The sequence below is a fragment of the Prochlorococcus marinus XMU1404 genome, assembly GCF_017696175.1.
Lineage (GTDB): Bacteria > Cyanobacteriota > Cyanobacteriia > PCC-6307 > Cyanobiaceae > Prochlorococcus_A > Prochlorococcus_A marinus_X.
The window spans coordinates 49,777-71,854 of the sequence record NZ_JAAORE010000001.1 but is presented as its reverse complement, the minus strand read 5'-3'; the positions used below and the strand labels follow the sequence as shown (position 1 = coordinate 71,854).

Genomic DNA, 22,078 nt, shown 5'->3' with positions numbered 1-22,078 from the left:
GTCGAGTAATGAATAAAGCCGTTAAAAATAAATCCAGAATATTTTACCAACTACAAAAATTAAGGAAGTTATCACAGCCATTTTTTCTCCCAATAGACCAATGTAATGGATTTCAATTCATATGGCTTTTGATCTCTCTTTTATTTTGTGTTGGCGGAGTAGTACTTGTTGGTCTTACAGGAATAATCAGTTTTTTTGAAAGCTTTCAACCAGTTTTTCTTGAAAAGTATTTCGGCGGTGTAGTAGATACTATCAATTCAATTTGGGCTGGTAGCTGGGGATTGCTGTTCTCTGGCTTATTTTTAATTGGATCAGGAAGCTTTTTCAGCTTAAGACGGCAATTAAAAAACCGTAGATGGTTACACTGGTTATTCCTCGCGATAATTGTATTAATGCTGTTAGCAGTAAACGGAATAAACGCTGGAATAGGATTTATAGCAAGAGATTTAACAAATGCTTTGGTAGAGAAACAAGAAGATGGATTTTATCGAATTTTGGGGATTTACGCTTGTTGTTTTGCTGTTGCTCTACCAATACGTGTTTCTCAAATATTTTTCACATATAAATTGGGAATAATTTGGAGAGAATGGCTTTCAAAAAGTTTAGTCAAAGATTATATGACTAATAAAGCTTATTACCAACTAAATCCCAATGATGAAGATCAAACTGATGTCGATAATCCTGATCAAAGAATAACAGATGATACCCGAGCATTTACAGGGCAAAGTCTTTCTTTTACATTAGGTATTTTTGACGCACTACTGACATTTTCACTTAATATTCTAATTTTATGGAGTATAAGTACAACACTTACTTTTTCTTTATTTGGTTACGCTGCATTTGCAACTTCTATCCTTTTAATAGCCGGTAAAAATCTTGTAAAAATAGACTTCGATCAACTTAGATACGAAGCAGATTTTCGATATGGCTTGGTACATATTAGGGATAATGCTGAATCAATAGCCTTTTACTCTGGAGAGAACCCTGAGCGAAGTGAAACTGAAAGGCGATTAGGAGAAGTGGTGAGAAACTTTAATTTACTCATTATATGGAGAGTAATAATTGATGTCATGAGAAGATCCATTAATTATGCAGGAAACTTTTTTCCATATTTAATAATGGCAATTCCTTACTTTAAAGGTGATATTGATTATGGGCGCTTCATTCAGGCAAGCTTTGCATTTGGAATGGTCGAAGGTTCGTTATTTTTCATTGTCAATCAAATAGAAGAACTTGCAAAATTTACTGCTGGGATAGGCAGATTAGAGGGATTCCAATCAAAAGTCGAATCTATTAGTCAAATTAGCCCTACAAGCAATCAAAACGTTGTTTCAGATTATCCCTCAATCTTGATTAACAATGCTGACCTTTGCCCACCAGGATCAAATAAAACAATTATCAAGAATTTAAATTTAAGTATCGAAAATAATCAATCACTTTTGGTTGTAGGACCTTCTGGATGTGGAAAAACATCTTTACTAAGGATGATTAGTGGATTATGGGAACCAGACCATGGAGTCATAAAAAAACCTAAAATTGGGGAATTATTATTCATACCTCAAAAACCTTATATGTTACTTGGTTCTTTAAGGGAGCAATTATGTTATCCCACTGAAGTTAAGAAATTTAGTGATGAACATCTTACTTCTGTACTTTATGAAGTAAACTTAAAAACCTTAGTTGATCGGTATCCTAATCTTGATATCAAACAAGATTGGCCACGAATTCTTTCTCTAGGAGAGCAACAAAGATTGGCTTTTGCAAGACTCTTACTAAATTCTCCAAGATTTGCGGTACTTGATGAAGCAACAAGTGCTTTAGATATTGACACTGAAAAAAAACTATATAGCTTACTAAAGGAACGAGAACTTTCTCTTATTAGTGTTGGACATAGACCTAGTTTAAAAGATTTTCATGAAAATATTTTAGAATTAAATGGACAAGGAGACTGGAAATTATTGACTTCTGATAAGTATAATTTTAATGATTAGCAAAAAAGATGAATTCTAAAGAAGAACAAACTAACTCAGAAGTTACTAATTTAGGTAATGAGAGTTTTATAGAACATCAAGAAGATGTAAATTACATTAATGAACAAACTAAAGACAATGAATTAGATGAAAAATCAATTCATATTGAAGATGAATACAAATTTGGGTGGAGTAGTTATTCTGAAATAACTAATGGTAGATTTGCAATGATCGGATTCCTAGCGATAATACTAATTGAATTATTTAGTCAACAATCGTTTTTAAAATGGGCAGGAATCTTATAATTAATCATCAAATCTAGAGCTGTTATCTCTTGGTTTCTTTTTGTTTGTTCCAACGGTATATCTACCATTTTGATTTTTTGAACTTGATCTATCTGAAGAGCTTACTCTACGAGTCTCACGATTTTTTTTAACTTGCTTAGTATCTTTGAATGAAGCATCTTCAACTTGAGCTGTTGAAGTCTGCTGCCTGATAGGAGATCTTGTAGGTTTCTTGCTTGATGGAGAAGAATCAGCAGGCGAAGAAATATCATCTTGTCTAGAAACTGTCCGATTCATTCTAGGTCTTGATCCTGTTTTAACTTCATTGCGAGATAAGTTGCGTCTCTCACCAAAGTTATTTCCTTCTGATTGATTACTTGCACTAGTCTGTCTTCTTCTTCTCCTTATAGGTTCATCATTGTCAAACTGATCTGCTTCTCTTGTAGATGGCCTGCTTCTGCTTGCAGCGGCAGAAGGTATAGCTCTTGAAACATTCCTCCTACGAGATCTCCCCTCCATATAGTCTTCTTCAAATTCATCTTCTTGAGGTTTAAATCTTCTTGATGGTCTTTCAGGCTGCTGAAACCTATCGTAATCTTCATTAAATCTACCCCTAGAATTTCTAGGAACATCAGAAATAGGATCATCATCAAAATAAGATGACCTTCTTGCTTGATCAGTAGCAACTCCCCTCAATCGCACACTTTCATATGCAAAAAAAACTGTGGTTCCTGCTAACAAAAACTGACCAAACTGAAGGATGGGATCTAGCCTCCAGCCTTGGAAAAATAATATTCCCCCGCACAAAAGTCCTATGGCTGCGAAGAAAACATCATAATCTCTTGCTAATGCAGGTTTAAAAGACCTCAGAAAATAAAGGCCTCCTCCACAAACAGCGAGGACAATACCAACAATACTGGCCCAATTGAGACTAGCATTGACCACATTCTTTCTCCAAAATTTATTTTTAAAAGGGTTTCTTAAATTCCCTATATATATAGTGTACTTAAAACTTTTACAAAAACTAGCGTCTTCCTGTAGAAGTACGATCGAGGGAATCTTTCTGACTGACAAAAATCAAAAATGCACTGGCTGGAATAACGATAAGTAAAGCAGCAGCAATAAAACTACCTATCATTCCAACTGCAGAATTATTTGCAACTTCAGCAGAAAAATCTGCGACTAGAGATAAATTTGAGATTTGAAACACTTTTTTAAATATTAAATTCTCAATTTATAATACGAATTAAATACGTTTCAGTGGGTTATTTATTAAGATGAATTAAATAATTGTGATTTCCTTGCTTGTTAACTCTCTTCAAATTTTAGATGTTAGTTTAGGGATTTCTCTTTCATATCTAACTATCGTTTTTCTAATAAGATTAATTCTTAGTTGGTACCCAAAAATTGATTTAAGTAAAGGTTTATGGTTATTAATTTCAATACCATCAAACTCTATTCTTAATTTAACAAGAAAATTCATTCCTCCTATTGGAGGAGTTGACGTTGGACCGGTAATATGGATTGGAGTGATAAGCTTTTTAAGAGAGATTTTAGTTGGTCAACAAGGACTCATAAAACTTGCAATTCATACACATATTTAATAGAAATCATTTAACTTTTCTCAGTAATTTGGCAATAATTCTTCTTCTACATATTTAGTATGTATTTTTCCTTCCTTAAATTTAGATTTATTCAGTAAGGTCAGATGAAAGTTAATTGTTGTAGGAATACCAGTTACTGCGCATTCATTTAAAGCCCTATTCATACGTTTAATTGCAGTATTACGATCTTTTCCCCAAACTATTAATTTACCAATTAAAGAGTCATAGAAAGGAGGTATTTCATAGCCGGTATAAACATGACTATCCACCCTTACACCAGGCCCACCAGGAGGAAGCCACCCAGTTATTTTTCCAGGTGATGGTCGGAAATTATGAGACGGATCTTCAGCATTTATTCTACATTCAATGGCATGACCGTTTAAATGGATATCATTCTGACTAAATTCCAAGCTTACTCCGCTTGCAATTTTAATTTGCTCAGCTATTAAATCAACTCCCGTAACCATTTCAGTAACAGGATGTTCAACTTGAATCCTAGTATTCATTTCCATAAAATAAAAATTATCATCATCATCGACTAAAAATTCAACTGTACCAGCTCCTTCGTAGCCAATACTTTTTGCAGCAGCAATAGCTGCGTTCCCCATTTTTTTTCTTAGTTCAGCGTTAATCGCAGGACTAGGAGATTCTTCCAGTAACTTCTGATGTCTTCTTTGAACTGAACAATCTCGCTCTCCTAAATGAACAACATTGCCTGATCTATCCGCCAAAATCTGAATTTCTACATGTCTTGGCTTCTTTATAAATTTCTCCATATATAAACCAGCATTACCAAAAGCTGCTTCTGCTTCACCTTGTGCTGCTTTAAACATTTTTTCGAGATTATCGGAATTTTCGACCAATCTCATACCTCTTCCACCTCCTCCAGCAGTGGCTTTAATAATTACCGGATAGCCAATATCATCTGCCAATTGATAAGCCTCATCTATATTTGATAACAAACCTTTACTACCAGGTACTGTTGGAACTCCAACTGCTTCCATAGTTTCTTTAGCTGTAGATTTATCTCCCATAGATCTAATAGCTTTAGGAGATGGACCAATAAAAACTATGCCGTGATCGTTACACATCTCAGCAAATTTATCATTTTCAGCAAGAAATCCATAACCAGGATGAATAGCATCAACTCCTCTCGATGTAGCAGCAGCAAGTATATTGGGAATATTTAAATAACTCTTATTACTTAACGAATCTCCAACGCAAACCGCTTCATCAGCAAGCTGAACATGCAATGCTTTTTTATCTACAGTGCTAAAAACTGCTACGGTTGCAATACCTAGTTCTCTACAACTTCTGACAATTCGCAAAGCTATTTCTCCACGATTAGCAATTAAAACTTTTTCAACCATTATGAAAATTAAATTGAAGAAATGAAAATGACTTAAAATAAAAAATTATTTGCCAAAGTATTTAACAAAATTTTTTAGTGATCAGAGGACATTTTTTACAATACAACCTAGAACGTTATATATGTATAAATATTTGTTTTATGCAATAGAAAAATTATTCATCATATTCAAAAATACTCTTTTAGAACTACATGCTTATTTCAGCCAATAATGTATGATATTTCTAAGGTTTAGGTATCCCCCGGTTGCTAAGAACCCTTTGCGGACGTGGCGGAATTGGTAGACGCGCACGTCTAAGGAGCGTGTGGCTTCGGCCTTGCGAGTTCAAGTCTCGCCGTCCGCATTTAATGTATTCTTGCTAAACTGCAATGAAAAAAAATCCAGTTGCAGTTGTTATAGTTTCCAATGGTCCTGGTGAATTAACTACATGGGTAAATCCTGTAGTGGATGAGCTTAACAAAATAAATAAATCACTATGTGGTAACGATAAACTTAATTTCACTCTGAGGTTAGTCCTAGTTCCTTGCCCAAATGCAACTGGTAAAGAATTTTTAGTTGCAAATTCATGGAATAAATTCGAATTAATTACAAAAGCCAAAAGTTTTTGGAAATTATTAATCAAGCCACATTCTTTTGCGAATTGGCCAAAAAAAGGGGTAGTTATTTTCCTTGGTGGGGATCAATTTTGGAGCATTTTATTATCTAAAAGATTGGGTTATTTAAATATCACATATGCTGAATGGGTTTCGCGTTGGCCGCAATGGACCAACGAAATTGCTGCTATGAATGTAAAAGTAAAAGAGTTAATACCTAAAAGATATAAATATAAATGTAAAGTCATTGGCGATTTGATGGCAGATATCAAAATTGATAGTGAAATATCATTAAGAAATAAAGAAAAACACTATATTGCATTGTTTCCTGGTTCTAAAAAAGCAAAACTTTCTATTGGAATTCCTTTCTTCTTAGAAGTTGCAGATCATATTGCTGAAAAAAATCAAAATATAAATTTTATAATCCCCATTGCCCCAACTACTGATAAAAGTGAATATTTATTTTTTCAAAGCAACAAAAATCCAATTACTAAATATTACTCATCAAAAATCAAAACAATTCAAAACTTCAAAGACTCTCGTTTTGATTATGTAATTGAAACATCAAAAAATACAAAAATTTATCTAATCAAGAAACACCCTTGCTATGAAATATTAAAAGAATGTGATCTTGCAATTACAACTGTAGGAGCAAATACTGCAGAATTAGCAGCAATTACTCTTCCAATGTTAGTTGTTCTACCAACTCAACATTTAAATGTGATGAATGCATGGGATGGAATTTTTGGAGTAATTGGAAAAATTTCATTTATAAATAGATGCCTAACTTTTATAATTAAAAATTTTTATCTTAAAAAAAAGAAGTTTTTTGCTTGGCCAAATATTAAAGCTAAAAAATTGATTGTCCCTGAAAGGATAGGTAATATTTCCCCTAGAAAAGTTGCAAGAGAAGCATTATTTCTTATTAAAAATAAAGATCAATTAAAAAGTATTAGGGATAATCTACACAAAGAAAGAGGCGATATAGGTGCTGCAAAAAAACTTGCTTCTATAATTTTTAGTTCAATAAAAAAACTTTAGCAATTACCAAGGATCATCAATTTCAAACTTTTTTGATTTTTTATTATCTTGAACTAAATTTTTTTCATCTAGTGGTTCAATATCTAAAGTTTCAGTTGAATTTTGAATTGGTCTTTTCGAAGCTAAATTAGTACTTGATTGTTTCTTTTGCTTTAAATCAATATTGTTGTTTTCTTCTATTGGATTAATACTATTTTGATTCTCAATCTGATCAGAATAATCATTATCCATATAAAGCTTTTTTCTGTTATTCATTTCCTCTGAAGGGTCCTTTATTTCAACATATTCAAGTTCATCTTCATAATCATCTTCATAATCATCTTCATAATCATCTTGTTTAACAACTTCTTCATATTCCTCTACCAAAGTGTTTTGCTGTTCTGATTCCGAACCTGAAAGTAACTGATTCTCTACAGGTACAAGATTTGCTGAGTATCCATTTGCTTCCCTTTCATCCCATGAAGAACCCCCTACTCCAAGTTTCTCAAGTAAACCACTACTAAGTTGCTTCAATTTATCTTCAGCGCCTTCATAAACAATAATCCTATCAGTACCACTACTTACGATTTCCTCAACAGGAATTTCCCAAGTACTTAAAACTCCCTCACCTAAAAGTGGAACACCAACAGCACCCATAACAAGAGAAATCAAATCCCCAGTCTCAATATCAAAAGAAAAGCCAAGAACTCTCCCTAAAAGTTGTCCAGATTCTGTAATAACCTGACAATTAATTACTTTCCCATATCTTTCTGGAGAAAAACTTTCACTCAAAGAATCTAGGGAGTCAACTAATATGACATCTCCAACTTGCTTTATACTTTCTAAAGGCATCCATTTTGGCAACCCTGGTAAAAATCTTGTGAGTGGATTATCTCTTAGTCCCAAAGCGACCACTTCTCTTCTATCGATATCAACAACAACTTCCCCAACTACGCCTAAACGCCTACCAGTATCAGTAGTTATAACTTGCGTTCCCATTAATTCTGACCTTAACCATAAACGTTCACTAGGAACCGAGTTAGGGCTATTCTTATTAGCAGATGTGTTAGACAAACTCATAAATAGCTTTTTATCATTCTGACGTATAAATTTAAAAAAGTGTGTTTATGCAGCATTTGGTAACCCAAGAACTTGAGTATTAGCACCTCTTGCTTGCGCAACACCAATTGTGCGTTCAGACGCACTAATCATAGGCCTTCTATGACTTACGACTATAAATTGAGCATTTGATGACTGATTAGATATTAATTTTGACAACCTTTCAACATTTATGCCATCTAAGAAACTATCAACCTCATCTAATGCATAAAAAGGTGAAGGTTTATACTTCTGCAAAGCAAATAAAAAACTTAAAGCAGTTAATGATTTTTCACCACCTGACATAGAGGCTAATCTTCTGACATTTTTTCCCTTAGGATGAGCCACTAAAGTTAATCCTCCTTCTAAAGGAGAATTAGGATTTTCAAGTTGAAGAAAACCATCTCCGTCAGATAAATTGGCAAAAATTTCTCTAAAGTGTTTATCAACTTCTTTAAATGCTTGCATAAAAGCCTCTTGACGCATCGTCGATACAGTTTCTATTCTCAGCAATAATTCAGATCTTTCATTAGATAAAATTTCCAATTTTTCTCGCAAACCATTTAATCTCTCAATTAATTCTTCTAATTCATCAAGAGCCAACATATTCACAGGTTCTAAGCTTTGTAGTTTTCCATTTATGATCGAGATTTCTGATTGCAAAAAATCAAGAGTTTTTCCTTCATATTCTCCAAAATGCGGCGAAGGATTAGGTAGATCTTTTTTATAATTTTCTAATTTTATTTTCTCGCTCCTCATCTCTTCTTTAAGAGAATGCATATCCCTTTCAAGATATTCAAGCTTCAACAGATAGTTATTATATTCTTGCCTTTTATTTGAAATTGAAGAGTTTAATTCATCTCTTTTCCTTCTCAATAAACCTAAATCCCTTTCTAGAGAATTTTTTTGATTATCGAGATCTAAAAGCTCTTTTTTAAATTCATCTCTTTTTTCTATCCATTCACTATGAGCAATTGCGAGTTGTTTAATAGATTCCTGCAAGTTTTTTTCTTGTAGTAAAGTAATTTTTAATGAATTATTGATACGCTCTTTATCTAAAGCAAATTGATTCTTTTTATCTAGTAATGTATTTCTCTCCTTAATAAGTAATTCAAGTTTTTTATCAAGATTATTAAAATCGTCATTAAAAGCTATTAATGATGATTTTTGATTTTTTTCATAATTTGCCTTTTGAATGGTTTGTAGTTGATTAAACTTATCGTGATAAGGCTTCAATTCATTTTTTAAATGATCTAACTCGTTAACTAATAAATTATTAGCAGTATCAAGTTTATTTAATCTCGATTTACAATCCTCAATTCTTTGCGAGACAACTTTAAGGGAATCTTGATTTACTTCAATTTCTTTATTAAATGAGGCACAATCCTCAATAATTTGACTGCGGTTAGAATTTAATTTACTAAGTCTATTATTTTTTATTATCAAATCATTATTTGACTCTTTTAAAGCTTCTTCGATAATTAATAATCTTTCTTTTAGAGGACTAGAATCATCAATATCATTATTAATTCCAAACCTATAAGCCAAATCTTTATTTAACTTGCTACCTCCTGTAATAGCACCACTTGCTTCTAGTAATTCACCACTTAAGGTGACCAACCTATTTTTTTGTGTAGATAACCTAGCTGAGGATAAGTCTGAAAAAACCAAAGTATCTCCAAAAACATATCGAAAAACATCTGAATAGACTTCATCAAAAGTAATTAGATTAATAGCTTTATCAATAAATCCATTCTCCCTGTTATTTTCAAATCTTGAAATTGCATAATTCTTTTTTTGACTTTTAATTCTATTTAAAGGTAAAAAAGTTAATCTTCCCGCTTTCTTCTTTTTAAGAATTTCTATTGCTTTAGCAGCAATATGATCATTATCAACAACAATTTGTCCTAACCTATTTCCAGCAGCAATTTCTAATGCATATCTATTTTTCTCACTGACCTCTCCAAGTTGAGCTACATAACCATGTATACCCTCTAACCCTGCCTCTAAGAGAATTCTGAGGGCATATGAACCTCTAGATTCGTTTAAAGCTTCCTTCCTGCTTTCCAATCTAGATAAATCCTTTTCAAGCCTTAATTGCTCGTTATTTAGCCTTGATTTAGTTTTAATTAATAAATCGATTTCATTTTCTAAAGAATTAATTTCTGCGCTGTTACTTGCCAAGTTTTTATTCTGTGTATCGGATGTCTCTTTTTTACTTTGATTTCCCTGCAAAAGTTTCTGCTTTTCTAAGTCTAAGCATTCGATCTGTGACAATATCTCATCTTTTTGTATATTATTTTGGATAGTTTCTTCTTCAATTTTCCTTTTTTTTATTTCCAAAGGATTAATTTGATTTTTTATACTTTCAAGCTCAGTATTTAATTTGATACTTTGTTTTGAGAATTCTCCAGATTCTCCAGCAGCATCAGAAAGTTTTTTTCTGGATAGTTTGTGTTTTGAAGTGAGATCATCAATTTGCAAGTTCAATTGATTTAAAAAATTATCATCGAAATTTTCTTTTCTCATCTTTTCTGACTCAATATTTCTTTTAGAAATTGCAATTTCATCTCTCTGCTTTTGTAATTTAATACCTTCTTCTTTATTCAGACTTGATATCCTATCAAGTTCTCTCAAGCTAGAATTAATACTTCCAATATCAGAATTCACTTTAATCAATTTATCCTCGCCTTTCTCCTTAAGCTCATCAACAAGTATTTTCAAAGCATCTTCTAAGACTAATATTTCTTTACTAATAGATTCTTTTTGTTTATTAAATAAAATTTTCTTTTTTTCAATTTCACTTTCTTTTCTTTCTATAGATTCAACATGTTTAACTTGTTTTTCAAAAATAAGAACTTTCTCTAATTCCCTTATTTTTAATAGTTTTGCCTTTAACTCTTTATATCGCTTTGCTTTTTCACATTCTTTTTCAAGCTTATTTTTACTAGATTGCAATTCATTTTCTAAAATTTCACATCTTTCTTGTCTTTCGAAAACGTCATTTAATTTTGCATTAGTTTGTTCTATTCTTGTATCAAAAAGTGCGACTCCTGCTAATTCATCAATAAGATTTCTCCTCTCCTTATTATTCATTGATACTATTCTTGTTACATCACCCTGCATAACAACATTGCTGCCCTCAGGATCAACACTAATATCTCTTAATATTCTCTGTATTTGTTGCAAGGTACATTGTTTGCCATCAGAAGTATAAGTAGAAGCATAAGAACCACCTGGCATAAGCCTTAATTTTCTAGAAACTACCCATTCTTTTTGACCTTTATTAAGGGAAATTTCATCTTCTTCTAGTTCCAAAGGCGGAAGATCCTCTCTGGGAGACCAATCTTGAATATTAAATTTTACTGATACAGATGTTTCTGATGACTTACCCTCTTTAACTTTGGAGTTATTTATTAGATCTGGTAATCTTTCAGCCCTCATCCCTCTACTATTAGCTAGACCTAAACAGAATAAAATTCCATCTAAAATATTACTTTTCCCAGAACCGTTAGGGCCTGTAACCACTGTGAAACCTTCTTCAAGAGGAATTTTTACATTTCCCCCAAAAGATTTAAAATTTTCAAACTCGACCTGATTGATATGTACCAATCTCAAGTCTCAATAGCTAAATAAGAATAACTAATTTGCAAAAATTCTCAATAGAAATATTACGTTTATTTATAAATGAATATTAATAATTTTTGCTCAATCTACAAGAATTACCCGAAATTTCAAACAAACCAGAAAGAAGTTCACCATCCAAAATGAATCGATAATATTCAGAGTCCAATTTATCAGAAACATTTTTAAATATTCCATGATCAATTCTTTTTACAAACCCTCTATTATCAGAAAGTTCATGTTCTATCCTGGACAGCCATAAAAGTCTATGATTTGGCTGCTTAGAAATTTCTATAGAAGCTTGATTTAATAAAGGTAGTTTTAAAAATTTCCAAGTTAAACAATCTATCCCATTTTCAACAAGAAAATCATAATGAATATCTAAAGCTTCAGCAGAATAAACTTTATGTTCAAGCAAAACCCATTTATTCATTATCTAGTTGATAAATAAATCGAATCTATTTTCAAAACAAAGTTGAGTAAAGATTTATTTTCTAAGAGATGTTTCCTGTTATTTAATTACTTGCATCAGGAACAAATCTTAAAGCAATAAATAGCAAACTTCCAGCTCCAGCGATAGCTGCAGCTACTAATCCAAAATCTGTAGGGATTGTGCGAGATGCAAAAATTAATGATGCAAATGTAATATCCATGATGAAATTTAAACTCATTTAATAAATTCAGTAATAGCTTAACAAAACCTTCTTACAGAACAGAGTAGATGAATAAAATGTAAATAAACTTTTATATGTTTTTATTCTATATAAATCGCACAATTCTTTAAATAAGGGTTCCAAATTAAGAAAATAGGGTCTAATCTTAAAATAAATAAGTTTGAATAATGGAGACTTACCATACTCCCAAAGAAGTAGAAGAAAAAGAAGATAAATCTGATCTTCCTGAAAAAGAAGTTATCTTGGAAAAATGGTTACTTGAAAAAATTGACAGTTTAATACCTTTAATAAAAGAAAAATGGCCTAACATTGCACAACAAACCCTTGAAGCCACAAAAGGGAGTATTGATGATTTAGTTGAAGTAATAGCTAGCCATAGTGGAACCTCAGCAATTGGAATAAAAAGCCAACTATTTGAAATCATTGATTCAATAAGAGAAAACAATTGGGAAATATCAGAAAAAATTGAGCCTATTGAAAGTCAATTAGAAGAATTATTAGAAGAGCTTAACAATACACTTAGACCAAAAATAGAAAGTCCAATAAGAAAAAAACCACTATTATCTATTGCTATTGCAGCTGGTATTGGTTTACTAATAGGAAGTCTCCTAAACAGTGGCAGAAAATAATATGGAAAAACCAAAAAATAAAAACTTTGCAAATACGGCCTCCAGAATTTCAGCCATCGCAAGTTCAGTGATGGATTTGCATGTCAGAATAGCTCTTCAAGAAGTAGATAGAGAAAAAAGAAGATTAATTAGTGGTGGAATATTTTTAGCAATTGGCAGTACATTATTATTATTAGTACTAATTTGCATCCATATTATTTTTTATCTTTTTCTAGCGAAATATAATAACTGGAATATTGAATATAATTTATTACTCATAATATTTATCGATTTATTTCTTGCAGGCCTAAGTTTGAAGCTTGGAGGAAAATTAGCCAAAGGACCATATCTTCCTCAAACATTAGAAGGTTTAGGCAAGACAACAAAGGCCGTTTTAGGCAAAAAATAATTTACCTAATTAAATACTTTATCCATCTACAATCTATCCCCCCATTACTAACAGGAATTTTCAATGAAGATTTCATTTTCAAATATTTTGTTAGTTTTGGATTTCCACTTAGGAGCCAAAATTCCCAAGCTGAAAAATTGTTCTTTAGAAAGATTCCCATTTGTTCATATAAACTAATCAATTCATTTTCATCGCCTAATTTTTTGCCGTATGGAGGATTACATATGATGATCCCAGGTGTGCAACTTAATTGGAGTTCTAAAAAATCATTATTTATAAGCTCAATATAATTCTCGAGTCCAGCTAATGATATGTTTAGATTCGCCTGCTCAAAGACATTTTTATTAATTTCACACCCTATTATTGTTGGTAATTTTTCATAATTTATGATTTTCTTTTTTGCCTTATTTTTTTCATTAAGATAAATATCTTGCCTAAAGTCTAACCAATTTTCAAAAAGATATGCCTGATCAATATTTATGGGAACTCCAAGGAATTGGTTGACTGCCTCAATTAAAAAAGTACCCGAACCACACATAAAATCTATTAATGGAACTTTGCCATTCCATTGAGTCATATTTATCAATCCAGAAGCTAAATTTTCTTTTAATGGAGCATACCCAATTGCGGGTCTATAGCCTCTTTTGTGTAAGCTTTCTAAGCTGCTTTGAAGACTGAGAATTGCTTTATTATTATTTAAATGCAGATGAATTATAAAATCAGGATTATCTAGAGAAATATTTGATCTTTTATTCCAAACTGCCTGTTGCAAATCAGTTATAGAATTTTTTACTTCAAGAGCTGTGAAATGAGTATGACTTAAAGAAGATGTTCTCCCAGTTACTTGAACATTAAACGTTTTATCAAAGTGCAACCAGTTTAACCAATCAAATGAATCTCTAACCCCCGCATATAAAGATTGCTTGTCATAGCAATTAAAACTTGCAATTTCTCTATAAAAACGAAAAGCTAATCTGGAATAGAAATGAACTCTATAAAAAGTTTCAAAATCACATTCAAAATTAATAAATCTTTTATAGGTATTAATATTAAAGCCGCCTAAATTTGAAATTTCCTCAGCTAAAGATTTCTCTAGTCCCTCTGGAGCTGATGCAACTACATTCATATACGATAAAACTTAAAAAAAACTATTCAATAACCATTTTGCCTGTCAGAATATAAATGTCCAATTGGACTAGGTGATCTCAACCGATGTTTCGGACAGCGGTTCGATTCCGCTCAACTCCACTATTTGGGGTTGTAATGGTTTCGACGGGGCATAAGGAAGGTGACTGAAGCCGGCTCGGTTAGAGCAAAAACACAAATGCTAACAAAATCGTTAGTTTCTCCCGTCAAACAGCACCAGTTGCTGCTTGATCCTTAAGGAGATGGGGTCATATCAGCCTTATCAACCAAATGATACGGGGAGTCTGGAAGGACTCCACTTTTTTAAAATAACTAAGAAGTTGTAATAGATAATTTATGATTGTGTAAATATTGCTGCAGTTGCTTGTATTAAAAAAAAATTTTTTAATTTTATGAGTATAAATACTGAGAAGATTGATTGTAAATTAATTTATCTTATTAGAAACCCAAATCCTACACAATGGAACCTAATAAAAACCTAGATGACTTGATAATAAATCTGAAACCTAAAGTTATTAGATTCACTGGCGAAAAATTTCCCAATGAACTATGGAATAGTAGTTGTCAAATTAAAAAAAATAAAAAGATTTCTAGCTAAAAATTTAACTAAATACTTGAAAAAGGATTTTTAGGCATTTTTTTTAAACATTTTTTTGAAAATTCCTGAAGTACTTTAAATTCACTTTTATTTAAATTCCACTTGAATACATTCGATACATCTATAACTTGAGATTTTTTTCGCATTCCAACGAGCGGAATAGCTCCTTGATAACAACACCAATTAATTGCTACTTGCGCTTGGGAAACTGATCTTTGATTTGCAATTCTTTTTAAACACCTTCGCAATTCATATGTTGGTTTTTTATAGTTTTCAAATAATGCATTGCGAATAAAACTTTTTTCTTTGTTCTGTTCTTTATCTGGATCAATACAAAGTATTCCAAAGGACAAAGGACTATAAGCAAAGAAATCAATATTATTTTCATCGCAAATTTTTTTTACCTGATATTGTTTTCCTAAATCGGGAGCAAGCAAAGAAAACTGTATTTGAACACTCTTTAGGCTCTGATCTCTTTTTGCTAAGAAATTAATTAATTTTATCAATCTTTTAGGGCCTATATTTGATAAGCCTATTTGAAAATCAAAGCCTTCATCTTTTAAATCGCAAAGATTATTCAAGAGCCCTAATTCCTGCCAAGGATTGTATTTTGCAGTTGACCAATGTAATTGCACTATATCTAATTTATTATTAAGTCTTTCTAAACTTTTCAAAAAAGGTTTATTAAAACCTCTGTTGCCTATTCTCCAGGGATAAGGTGCAAGTTTGGTTGCTACTTGAATTCTTTTTTTCTTTGCTGAAGGAGTATTTAGTAAAAATTTTCCTATCAACAATTCACTTCTACCCTGAAGATTCCCAGTACCGTAAGAATCTGCAGTATCAATTAGATCGAAACCTCTTCGTAACGCTTCATTATATGTCTCACGTAAATCATCGTCATTTGTAGATTGGTAATTCCAGAAAAGCTTATTCCCCCAAGACCACGTACCTAATCCAATTCTTTTCTTCACTAGCCAATTTAAATAAGGAACCTTATAAGGTTATCTAAAAATATTAACTTGTTTAAAATATTTCAAAAAATAAGTTTTAAAGCATTAAAAATCAATTTCTCTTGACATTAAGAAATTCTTCTCCAAAGTAAGAGAAATAAAAATAAAAAATTGTTCATTACCGTTTGCGGACAAAAAGGTGGGGTAGCTAAGACCTGTACAAGTATTCATCTTGCAAGTGTTTGGCATTCTGAAGGTAAAAAAGTTTGCATAGTTGATGCCGACAAGAATAGATCTGCTTTGGCATACGCATCAAGAGGCAAGCTTCCATTTCCAGTTTTCCCCGTCAGTTCAGCTGCTAAAGCATCAAGATCATCAGAAATTGTAATAACTGATGGCCAGGCTAGCAGTGATCAAGAAGAACTTAAACACTTAGCGTATGGTTCAGATTTAGTTATCTTACCTACAACTGCAAAAGCAAGATCAGTAGAATTAACTGTTGAACTAGCTAATTTATTAGGCAACTTAAAAGTTAACCATGCTGTAGTAATAGTAAAAGTTGATCTTAGACAGCAAAAAGCAGCACAACAAGCCAAAGCAGCTCTAGAAAATTTTGGTTTATATGTTTTTGATACATTTGTACCTTTACTTTCAGCATTTGATAAAGCAGAAGCCTCGGGCAATGCTGTATTTGAAGCTGTAGACGATTTAGGTAGATCAGACCCTCGTCGAATGACGGGCTGGTCTGCTTATTGTTCAATTGCCTCACAAATTCCATGCCTGATTTCGAAGCCCTCATCCGACACCAACAACTTAAACAACCAACAACCAATCAGCGCTTAAAAGTAGTTGATTCGCCTAATTTTGAAGAAGAAAAAAACGAAGAAGCAATAATTAGACAATCTGGATTATTAGTTAATTTTTTTGGAGGTTTTATAGGCTCTGTAATTGGAACTTTAACAATACTGTTTCTTTATATGAATGAATATCTACCATTAGATTTACTAAAACTTAAGTAGTATATTCGCTATTTATTTCAACATATTTTTTAGAAAGATCGCACCCCCAAGCTGTGCCTTTCGATTCGCCAGAATTTAGATTAATCATAATTTTTACAATATCATCAACTAAATATCTACCTTTCATTCTGGACTTAATATAGTCTGTGACTTTTTGTGGATCATATTTATTTAACTTGCCGTTTTCCAAAATCTGAGCGTTTCCTATAAACAAGTCAACGTCATTTAAATTAAATTTAACTCCAGAATTACCTGCAGCAGAAATGATTCGTCCCCAATTCGGATCACAACCATGTATCGCAGTTTTTACCAAGGCAGAATTACAAATAGATTTCGCGAGCATAATTGCATCATCTATATTTTTTGCTCCTTGAACCAAAACTTCTAATAAACAATTTGCTCCCTCTCCATCCCTTGCAATATTTTTTGCCAAGTTCTGACATACAATATCAATCCCTTGTTGGATAATTGGGAAAAACCTTTTTTCAATTTTCTCTCCTGCATTTATTCCAACAAAAGAATCATTTGTGCTTGTCTCTCCATCAACTGAAATTGCATTAAAAGATTTTTTAACCGCGATAGCAATCATTTTGTCCCATTCTTCTTTTTGAATACCCGCATCACAGGTTAGAAAAGCAAGCATTGTAGCCATGTTAGGGTAAATCATTCCTGAACCTTTTGCAAATCCTGCTATTTTTATTTTTCTACCTTGAATAATCGTCTCTATAGACACTTTTTTCAAAGTCAAATCAGTAGTTAAAATTGCTTCTGCTGCATTTTGAAAATTATTACCCTTTAAATCACTAACTAAATTCGGTAAATTTTTTACTAAATCATTTATCTGTATTGGAACACCAATTACTCCAGTTGAACACATTAAAACTTCTTCTTCTTTTATTCCTAAAAGTTCCGCAATCTTTCCTGTAGCAATTTGAAAATGTTGAATGCCAAGATTTCCTGTACATGCATTTGCTTGACCAGAATTAATTAGTATTGCTCTTGCAAAACCTGAAGTTGTTTTAATCCTTTCCTCACAAATATCCACACAAGAAGCTCGAACTATTGATTGGGTAAACATCCCACTAAAAATACTTCCTTCTGGAGCGAGTATTAGTGCTAAATCTTTTTTATTAGAAGCTTTTAAACCAGCAGATATCCCAGCAAAAAGAAACCCCTTGGGTGTAACCTTACTGTCATCAACAAACGACCAATTGGAATCTAACTGGCTCAAACTTTTTGGTATTTTAATTTATACTAACTACTCTTTAATACTAAAGAAACTAAGTAATTAGATTATTATTAATTATATGGGTATTCTTCAAAAATCAAAAAACAACCAAAGAAGGATTGGTTTAACAGGAGGTATTGCAAGTGGGAAAACAACCATAACTAATTACATTAGAAAACATAAAAACATACCAATATTAGATGCAGATCATTTTTCAAGAGAATTAATCAAACCAAACACATATGGATATAAGAAAATTTTAGATTATTTTGGAAATAAAATTATTGATAATAAGAGCAATTCAGAAAGAGAAATAAACAGAAAACTTTTAAGGAAAATTATTTTTAAACATTCAGCAAGCAAGGAATGGATTGAAAAACTACTTCACCCTTTAATTAAAGAAAGAATGATAGAAGAATGCAGTCAATACAGAAATAATCAAACAATAGTATTGGTTATTCCATTATTGTTTGAAGCAAAATTTGAAGATATTTGCACTGAAATATGGTTAGTTAAATGTCCTAAAGAGCTACAAAAAAACAGACTTATCACAAGAGATAAAATTAGCGAAAAAGAAGCATATGAATTGATAAATTTTCAATTAAGTTTTGAAGAAAAAAGAAAATTTTCAGATATCATTTTAGATAATTCGGATGATCAAAATAAATGGATCAATGCTATAAAAGAGCTTCTTTAAGCTTTAGCTATTCAATTTTTCCATAAGAAGTTTATTTGCAAGTTTAGGGTCAGCTTTACCTTTTGTTTTTTTCATAAGTTGACCAACAAAAAAACCAAGTAACTTAGTTTTGCCATTTTTAAATGCTTGAACTTCATTTGGATGTGCATTTATAAGTTCATCAATTATTGGTAAAATACTTGAAGAATCAGATATCATTGCCAACCCTTTTTCTTCAACTAATTTTTTCGGAGAAATATTTTTTTGAATAAGTTCAGGTAAAATTTCTTTTGCAATTTTTCCACTAATTATATTTTTTGAAATCATGCTAATCATTTCAGCAAGATTTTCAGGACTAAGCTTTAATTCACTAAAACTTAGTTTGTTTGATTTTAAATAACCCACAATATCGCTTGTTACCCAATTCGAAGCTAGTTTGGCCTCGGCACCATTTGCTACTGTTTCTTCAAAAAAGTTTGCCATGCTTATTTCATCAGAAATTACCCTTGCATCATATGCAGACAACCCAAATTGACTTACATATTTATTTCTTTTCTTTGGTGGTAATTCTGGTAGTTCTTTAAACCATATTTCTTGTTGGGCTTTTGTTATTTCAATTGGACCTAAGTCAGGATCAGGAAAATATCTATAGTCACTGCTACCTTCCTTCATTCTCATACTTTTCGTTAATTGCTTAGCTTCATCCCATAACCTTGTTTCTTGGAAAATTTTTCCTCCATTTTCATAAACTTCTATTTGTCTGGCTATTTCATAATCGCAAGCCTTTTGAATTGCAGAAAATGAATTCATATTTTTTATTTCCACTTTGGTACCAAAAGGAGCATTAGGTCCTTTTCTAACTGAAATATTCACATCACAGCGTAATGAACCCTCTTGCATATTTCCGTCTGATACTCCTAGATATCTAACTGTTCTTCTAATCTCTGAAGCATATTCAGATGCCTCTTTACCTGATCTAATATCTGGTTTACTTACAATCTCACAAAGTGCTATTCCGGCACGATTGTAATCAACTAAAGAATACTTAGAGCCAGCTAATCTATCACTTCCTGAATGGACTAGTTTTCCAGCGTCTTCTTCCATATGTAGCCTTTCAATACCAATTTTTTTGATATAAGGTTCTTTGTCCTTTTCAATTATTTCAACCTCTAACCAGCCATTTTCAGCTAGTGGCTCATCAAATTGTGAAATTTGATAATTTTTTGGCAGATCAGGATAAAAATATTGTTTTCTGTCAAATTTACAATGTTCTGAAACTTTTAAATTTAGTGCTAACGAAGTTTTTACAGCATACTCAAGAACAGTCTCATTCAAAACTGGAAGAGTTCCCGGTAACCCACAAACTACAGGATCTATATGCGTATTTGGTGCATCACCAAAAGCTGTTGAGGCAGATGTGAATATTTTACTTTTCGTATTAAGCTGTACATGAGTTTCCAAACCAATCACAGCTTCCCAAGATTCCAAATTGTTCATTATCAAAAGTCTCTTTATTAATATTATTGGATATAAAGGAAAAGAGGACCAAAACACAAATAAAAATATTAATTTTTAAATGGCACAAGAAACCAAAAATTCAATATTAATCATTGGCGGTGGACTTTTAGGTTTATCTATTGCTTATGAATTTTCTAGAAATAACTTCAAAGTTTTAGTTTTAAGCAAAAACAGAAATGAATCAGCTGGATTTGTTGCTGCAGGAATGTTAGCTACTCATGCCGAAGGGCTCGAAGATGAATTACTAAAATTTGGCCAAGAAAGTCAAAATCTAATTCCAAAGTGGATAAAAAGTATTGAACAAGATAGTAATATTAAATGCGGTTTAAAAAAATGTGGCATAGTAGTTCCTTTTAAAAACAAAGAAGATCTTGAAGAGTTTCCAACTTATGAATATGGAAAATATTTAAATCACAAAGATCTTCAAACAGAAATTAATGGAATGAATTCTATTTGGAAATATGGTTTACTTTTTGAACAAGATGGTCAAATAGATAACCGAAGAAGACTAATGCGTGCTCTTGAGAGAGCATGCTCCTTGCATGGAGTCGAATTTCATGAGGGATCAGAAGTAAAGGATTTGACATTCGAAAAAAACAAAATTACAGGTGCAACAGTTTTGTGTGCCACTGGGGAAATAAAAAAAATTAACTGCGAAAAAGCAATTATATGCAGCGGTGCTTGGAGTAAAAAAATTTTTAATAAGATTCCAGTCTTTCCTGTAAAGGGACAAATGCTATCAATACAAGGTCCAACAAATTTTTTGAAAAGAGTTATTTTTGGTCCAAAAACTTATCTAGTTCCCCGTGATGATGGACTTATTGTAGTTGGAGCGACAGTTGAAAAAGATTCAAAATTTAATCAAGGTAATACTCCTAATGGAATAAAACAACTGCAAGAAGGCATTCGCTCCTTATTGCCAGAAGCTATTAATTGGCCACAAATGGAACATTGGTGGGGATTTAGACCTTGCACACCAGATCTAAAACCAATAATTGGAAAATCAAAAATTGAAAATCTTTTTATAGCTACAGGACATTACAGAAATGGAGTTTTATTTTCTGCAATAACAAGTGATCTTCTGTTAAAATTAGTTCAAAATAAAAATCTCAAAGAAATAGAAAAAAGCTTTTTAGAAAAATTTAGTTTAGATAGATTTGCGATTTAAATTTTAATTTTCAGATCGCCATTTCGAATCAGAGGTTTCCCATTCACATAATTCCTCTTTGTTGAACCATAGATCAATTTCAAATTTTGCTGTATCTTCTCCATCAGACCCATGAATAATATTCCTCCCAATATCAATAGCTAAATCACCTCTAATTGTTCCAGGCTCTGCTTCCAGAGGTTTTGTTGCGCCTATTAGTTTTCTAGCACTCAAAATAACTCCTTCGCCTTCCCACACCATTGCCACAACAGGGCCACTTGAAATAAAGTCTACTAAATCACCAAAAAAGGGTCTTTGTCTATGTACTCCATAATGATTTTGAGCAAGTTCTTTTGAAGGAATTAATTGCTTTAATCCAACCAATTTAAATCCTTTTTTTTCAAATCTGCCAATAATCTCAGAAACATATCCTCTTTGAACGCCATCTGGTTTAATTGCAATAAAGGTTCTCTCTTTGGTCATTTAGTTAGTAATCACTCTATGTATATTCAACTTTTAGGTGGTAACTTGGCAAGTAATCA

The 22,078-nt window shown here is 32.0% G+C and carries 21 protein-coding genes and 1 tRNA gene; 10 read left to right on the top strand and 12 right to left on the bottom strand.

Features of this window, described 5'->3' with window-relative positions; all coding sequences use genetic code 11:
* Window positions 1-8 precede the first annotated feature (8 nt).
* Both HA144_RS00350 and HA144_RS00345 read left to right on the top strand, forming a co-directional pair.
* Complete coding sequence (locus tag HA144_RS00350) at window positions 9-1,991, top strand: ABC transporter ATP-binding protein/permease (protein WP_209041431.1); 1,983 nt, start codon at window positions 9-11, stop codon at window positions 1,989-1,991.
* 8 nt (window positions 1,992-1,999) lie between these two features.
* Window positions 2,000-2,275, top strand: a complete 276-nt coding sequence (locus HA144_RS00345; protein WP_209041430.1) for a chlorophyll a/b-binding protein — start codon at window positions 2,000-2,002, stop codon at window positions 2,273-2,275.
* On the opposite strand, the gene HA144_RS00340 is transcribed toward HA144_RS00345, so the two are convergent.
* Window positions 2,276-3,199: a Ycf66 family protein gene (locus HA144_RS00340; RefSeq protein WP_209041429.1), complete on the bottom strand. Its 924-nt coding sequence runs from the start codon at window positions 3,197-3,199 to the stop codon at window positions 2,276-2,278.
* A 79-nt stretch (window positions 3,200-3,278) separates the two neighbouring features.
* Window positions 3,279-3,464, bottom strand: a complete 186-nt coding sequence (gene psbX, locus HA144_RS00335; RefSeq protein WP_209041428.1) for a photosystem II reaction center protein PsbX — start codon at window positions 3,462-3,464, stop codon at window positions 3,279-3,281.
* Between the two features lie 91 nt (window positions 3,465-3,555).
* Between psbX and HA144_RS00330 the strand changes: the two genes are divergently transcribed.
* Window positions 3,556-3,858, top strand: coding sequence for a YggT family protein (locus tag HA144_RS00330; protein ID WP_209042510.1), 303 nt, complete (start codon window positions 3,556-3,558; stop codon window positions 3,856-3,858).
* A gap of 20 nt (window positions 3,859-3,878) precedes the next feature.
* On the opposite strand, the gene accC is transcribed toward HA144_RS00330, so the two are convergent.
* The gene (accC, locus tag HA144_RS00325; RefSeq protein ID WP_209041427.1) at window positions 3,879-5,228 is read right to left on the bottom strand and encodes an acetyl-CoA carboxylase biotin carboxylase subunit; all 1,350 of its coding nucleotides are present in this window, start codon (window positions 5,226-5,228) and stop codon (window positions 3,879-3,881) included.
* A gap of 261 nt (window positions 5,229-5,489) precedes the next feature.
* Here accC and HA144_RS00320 point away from each other — a divergent pair.
* A tRNA-Leu gene (locus tag HA144_RS00320) sits at window positions 5,490-5,571 on the top strand.
* 25 nt (window positions 5,572-5,596) lie between these two features.
* On the top strand, window positions 5,597-6,862 hold the full coding sequence (locus tag HA144_RS00315) for a glycosyl transferase (RefSeq protein ID WP_209041426.1): 1,266 nt from the start codon (window positions 5,597-5,599) through the stop codon (window positions 6,860-6,862).
* Window positions 6,863-6,865: 3 nt separating this feature from the next.
* On the opposite strand, the gene HA144_RS00310 is transcribed toward HA144_RS00315, so the two are convergent.
* From HA144_RS00310 to HA144_RS00295, 4 genes are all read right to left on the bottom strand, one after another.
* Window positions 6,866-7,921, bottom strand: coding sequence for a PRC-barrel domain-containing protein (locus HA144_RS00310; protein ID WP_209041425.1), 1,056 nt, complete (start codon window positions 7,919-7,921; stop codon window positions 6,866-6,868).
* A 45-nt stretch (window positions 7,922-7,966) separates the two neighbouring features.
* Window positions 7,967-11,557, bottom strand: coding sequence for a chromosome segregation protein SMC (gene smc / locus HA144_RS00305; protein WP_209041423.1), 3,591 nt, complete (start codon window positions 11,555-11,557; stop codon window positions 7,967-7,969).
* Between the two features lie 76 nt (window positions 11,558-11,633).
* Entirely contained in the window at window positions 11,634-11,996 is a 363-nt protein-coding gene (locus tag HA144_RS00300) for a hypothetical protein (protein ID WP_209041421.1), read from the bottom strand.
* An 82-nt stretch (window positions 11,997-12,078) separates the two neighbouring features.
* Complete coding sequence (locus HA144_RS00295) at window positions 12,079-12,216, bottom strand: hypothetical protein (protein ID WP_002806908.1); 138 nt, start codon at window positions 12,214-12,216, stop codon at window positions 12,079-12,081.
* Between the two features lie 188 nt (window positions 12,217-12,404).
* Between HA144_RS00295 and HA144_RS00290 the strand changes: the two genes are divergently transcribed.
* A complete protein-coding gene (locus HA144_RS00290; RefSeq protein ID WP_209041418.1) occupies window positions 12,405-12,866 on the top strand; it encodes a DUF883 C-terminal domain-containing protein in 462 nt (153 codons plus the stop codon).
* A gap of 1 nt (window position 12,867) precedes the next feature.
* Window positions 12,868-13,254: a phage holin family protein gene (locus HA144_RS00285; protein WP_025932891.1), complete on the top strand. Its 387-nt coding sequence runs from the start codon at window positions 12,868-12,870 to the stop codon at window positions 13,252-13,254.
* Between the two features lies 1 nt (window position 13,255).
* Here HA144_RS00285 and HA144_RS00280 read toward each other — a convergent pair whose 3' ends face one another.
* Both HA144_RS00280 and HA144_RS00270 read right to left on the bottom strand, forming a co-directional pair.
* The gene (locus HA144_RS00280; RefSeq protein ID WP_209041415.1) at window positions 13,256-14,380 is read right to left on the bottom strand and encodes a THUMP domain-containing class I SAM-dependent RNA methyltransferase; all 1,125 of its coding nucleotides are present in this window, start codon (window positions 14,378-14,380) and stop codon (window positions 13,256-13,258) included.
* A gap of 626 nt (window positions 14,381-15,006) precedes the next feature.
* Window positions 15,007-15,969 (bottom strand): aldo/keto reductase, encoded by a 963-nt coding sequence (locus HA144_RS00270; protein WP_209041413.1) that lies wholly within the window; start codon window positions 15,967-15,969, stop codon window positions 15,007-15,009.
* Window positions 15,970-16,119: 150 nt separating this feature from the next.
* Between HA144_RS00270 and HA144_RS00265 the strand changes: the two genes are divergently transcribed.
* Window positions 16,120-16,791, top strand: coding sequence for a ParA family protein (locus tag HA144_RS00265; protein ID WP_209041410.1), 672 nt, complete (start codon window positions 16,120-16,122; stop codon window positions 16,789-16,791).
* Between the two features lie 168 nt (window positions 16,792-16,959).
* On the opposite strand, the gene argJ is transcribed toward HA144_RS00265, so the two are convergent.
* Window positions 16,960-18,198, bottom strand: coding sequence for a bifunctional glutamate N-acetyltransferase/amino-acid acetyltransferase ArgJ (argJ, locus tag HA144_RS00260; protein WP_209041407.1), 1,239 nt, complete (start codon window positions 18,196-18,198; stop codon window positions 16,960-16,962).
* A gap of 76 nt (window positions 18,199-18,274) precedes the next feature.
* On the opposite strand from argJ, the gene coaE reads away from it, so the two are divergent.
* Entirely contained in the window at window positions 18,275-18,892 is a 618-nt protein-coding gene (coaE, locus tag HA144_RS00255) for a dephospho-CoA kinase (RefSeq protein ID WP_209041404.1), read from the top strand.
* 3 nt (window positions 18,893-18,895) lie between these two features.
* Here the strand turns inward: coaE and gatB are convergent, their stop codons facing one another.
* Window positions 18,896-20,368 carry an Asp-tRNA(Asn)/Glu-tRNA(Gln) amidotransferase subunit GatB gene (gene gatB / locus HA144_RS00250; protein WP_209041401.1) on the bottom strand — a complete coding sequence of 491 codons (1,473 nt, stop codon included), beginning with the start codon at window positions 20,366-20,368 and terminating at the stop codon, window positions 18,896-18,898.
* Window positions 20,369-20,447: 79 nt separating this feature from the next.
* Here gatB and thiO point away from each other — a divergent pair, with 79 nt between their 5' ends.
* Complete coding sequence (thiO, locus tag HA144_RS00245; RefSeq protein ID WP_209041399.1) at window positions 20,448-21,557, top strand: glycine oxidase ThiO; 1,110 nt, start codon at window positions 20,448-20,450, stop codon at window positions 21,555-21,557.
* Between the two features lie 3 nt (window positions 21,558-21,560).
* Here thiO and ndk read toward each other — a convergent pair whose 3' ends face one another.
* Window positions 21,561-22,019, bottom strand: coding sequence for a nucleoside-diphosphate kinase (ndk, locus tag HA144_RS00240; RefSeq protein ID WP_209041397.1), 459 nt, complete (start codon window positions 22,017-22,019; stop codon window positions 21,561-21,563).
* Window positions 22,020-22,078: the final 59 nt, after the last annotated feature.

Bases quoted from the DNA above. Each gene is read 5' to 3' on its own strand.
- HA144_RS00350 (WP_209041431.1), top strand. From the start codon at position 9: ATGAATAAAGCCGTTAAAAATAAATCCAGAATATTTTACCAACTACAA.
- HA144_RS00345 (WP_209041430.1), top strand. From the start codon at position 2,000: ATGAATTCTAAAGAAGAACAAACTAACTCAGAAGTTACTAATTTAGGT.
- accC (WP_209041427.1), bottom strand. From the start codon at position 5,228: ATGGTTGAAAAAGTTTTAATTGCTAATCGTGGAGAAATAGCTTTGCGA.
- HA144_RS00315 (WP_209041426.1), top strand. From the start codon at position 5,597: ATGAAAAAAAATCCAGTTGCAGTTGTTATAGTTTCCAATGGTCCTGGT.
- HA144_RS00310 (WP_209041425.1), bottom strand. From the start codon at position 7,921: ATGAGTTTGTCTAACACATCTGCTAATAAGAATAGCCCTAACTCGGTT.
- HA144_RS00300 (WP_209041421.1), bottom strand. From the start codon at position 11,996: ATGAATAAATGGGTTTTGCTTGAACATAAAGTTTATTCTGCTGAAGCT.
- HA144_RS00295 (WP_002806908.1), bottom strand. From the start codon at position 12,216: ATGGATATTACATTTGCATCATTAATTTTTGCATCTCGCACAATCCCT.
- HA144_RS00290 (WP_209041418.1), top strand. From the start codon at position 12,405: ATGGAGACTTACCATACTCCCAAAGAAGTAGAAGAAAAAGAAGATAAA.
- HA144_RS00285 (WP_025932891.1), top strand. From the start codon at position 12,868: ATGGAAAAACCAAAAAATAAAAACTTTGCAAATACGGCCTCCAGAATT.
- HA144_RS00280 (WP_209041415.1), bottom strand. From the start codon at position 14,380: ATGAATGTAGTTGCATCAGCTCCAGAGGGACTAGAGAAATCTTTAGCT.
- coaE (WP_209041404.1), top strand. From the start codon at position 18,275: ATGGGTATTCTTCAAAAATCAAAAAACAACCAAAGAAGGATTGGTTTA.
- gatB (WP_209041401.1), bottom strand. From the start codon at position 20,368: ATGAACAATTTGGAATCTTGGGAAGCTGTGATTGGTTTGGAAACTCAT.
- thiO (WP_209041399.1), top strand. From the start codon at position 20,448: ATGGCACAAGAAACCAAAAATTCAATATTAATCATTGGCGGTGGACTT.
- ndk (WP_209041397.1), bottom strand. From the start codon at position 22,019: ATGACCAAAGAGAGAACCTTTATTGCAATTAAACCAGATGGCGTTCAA.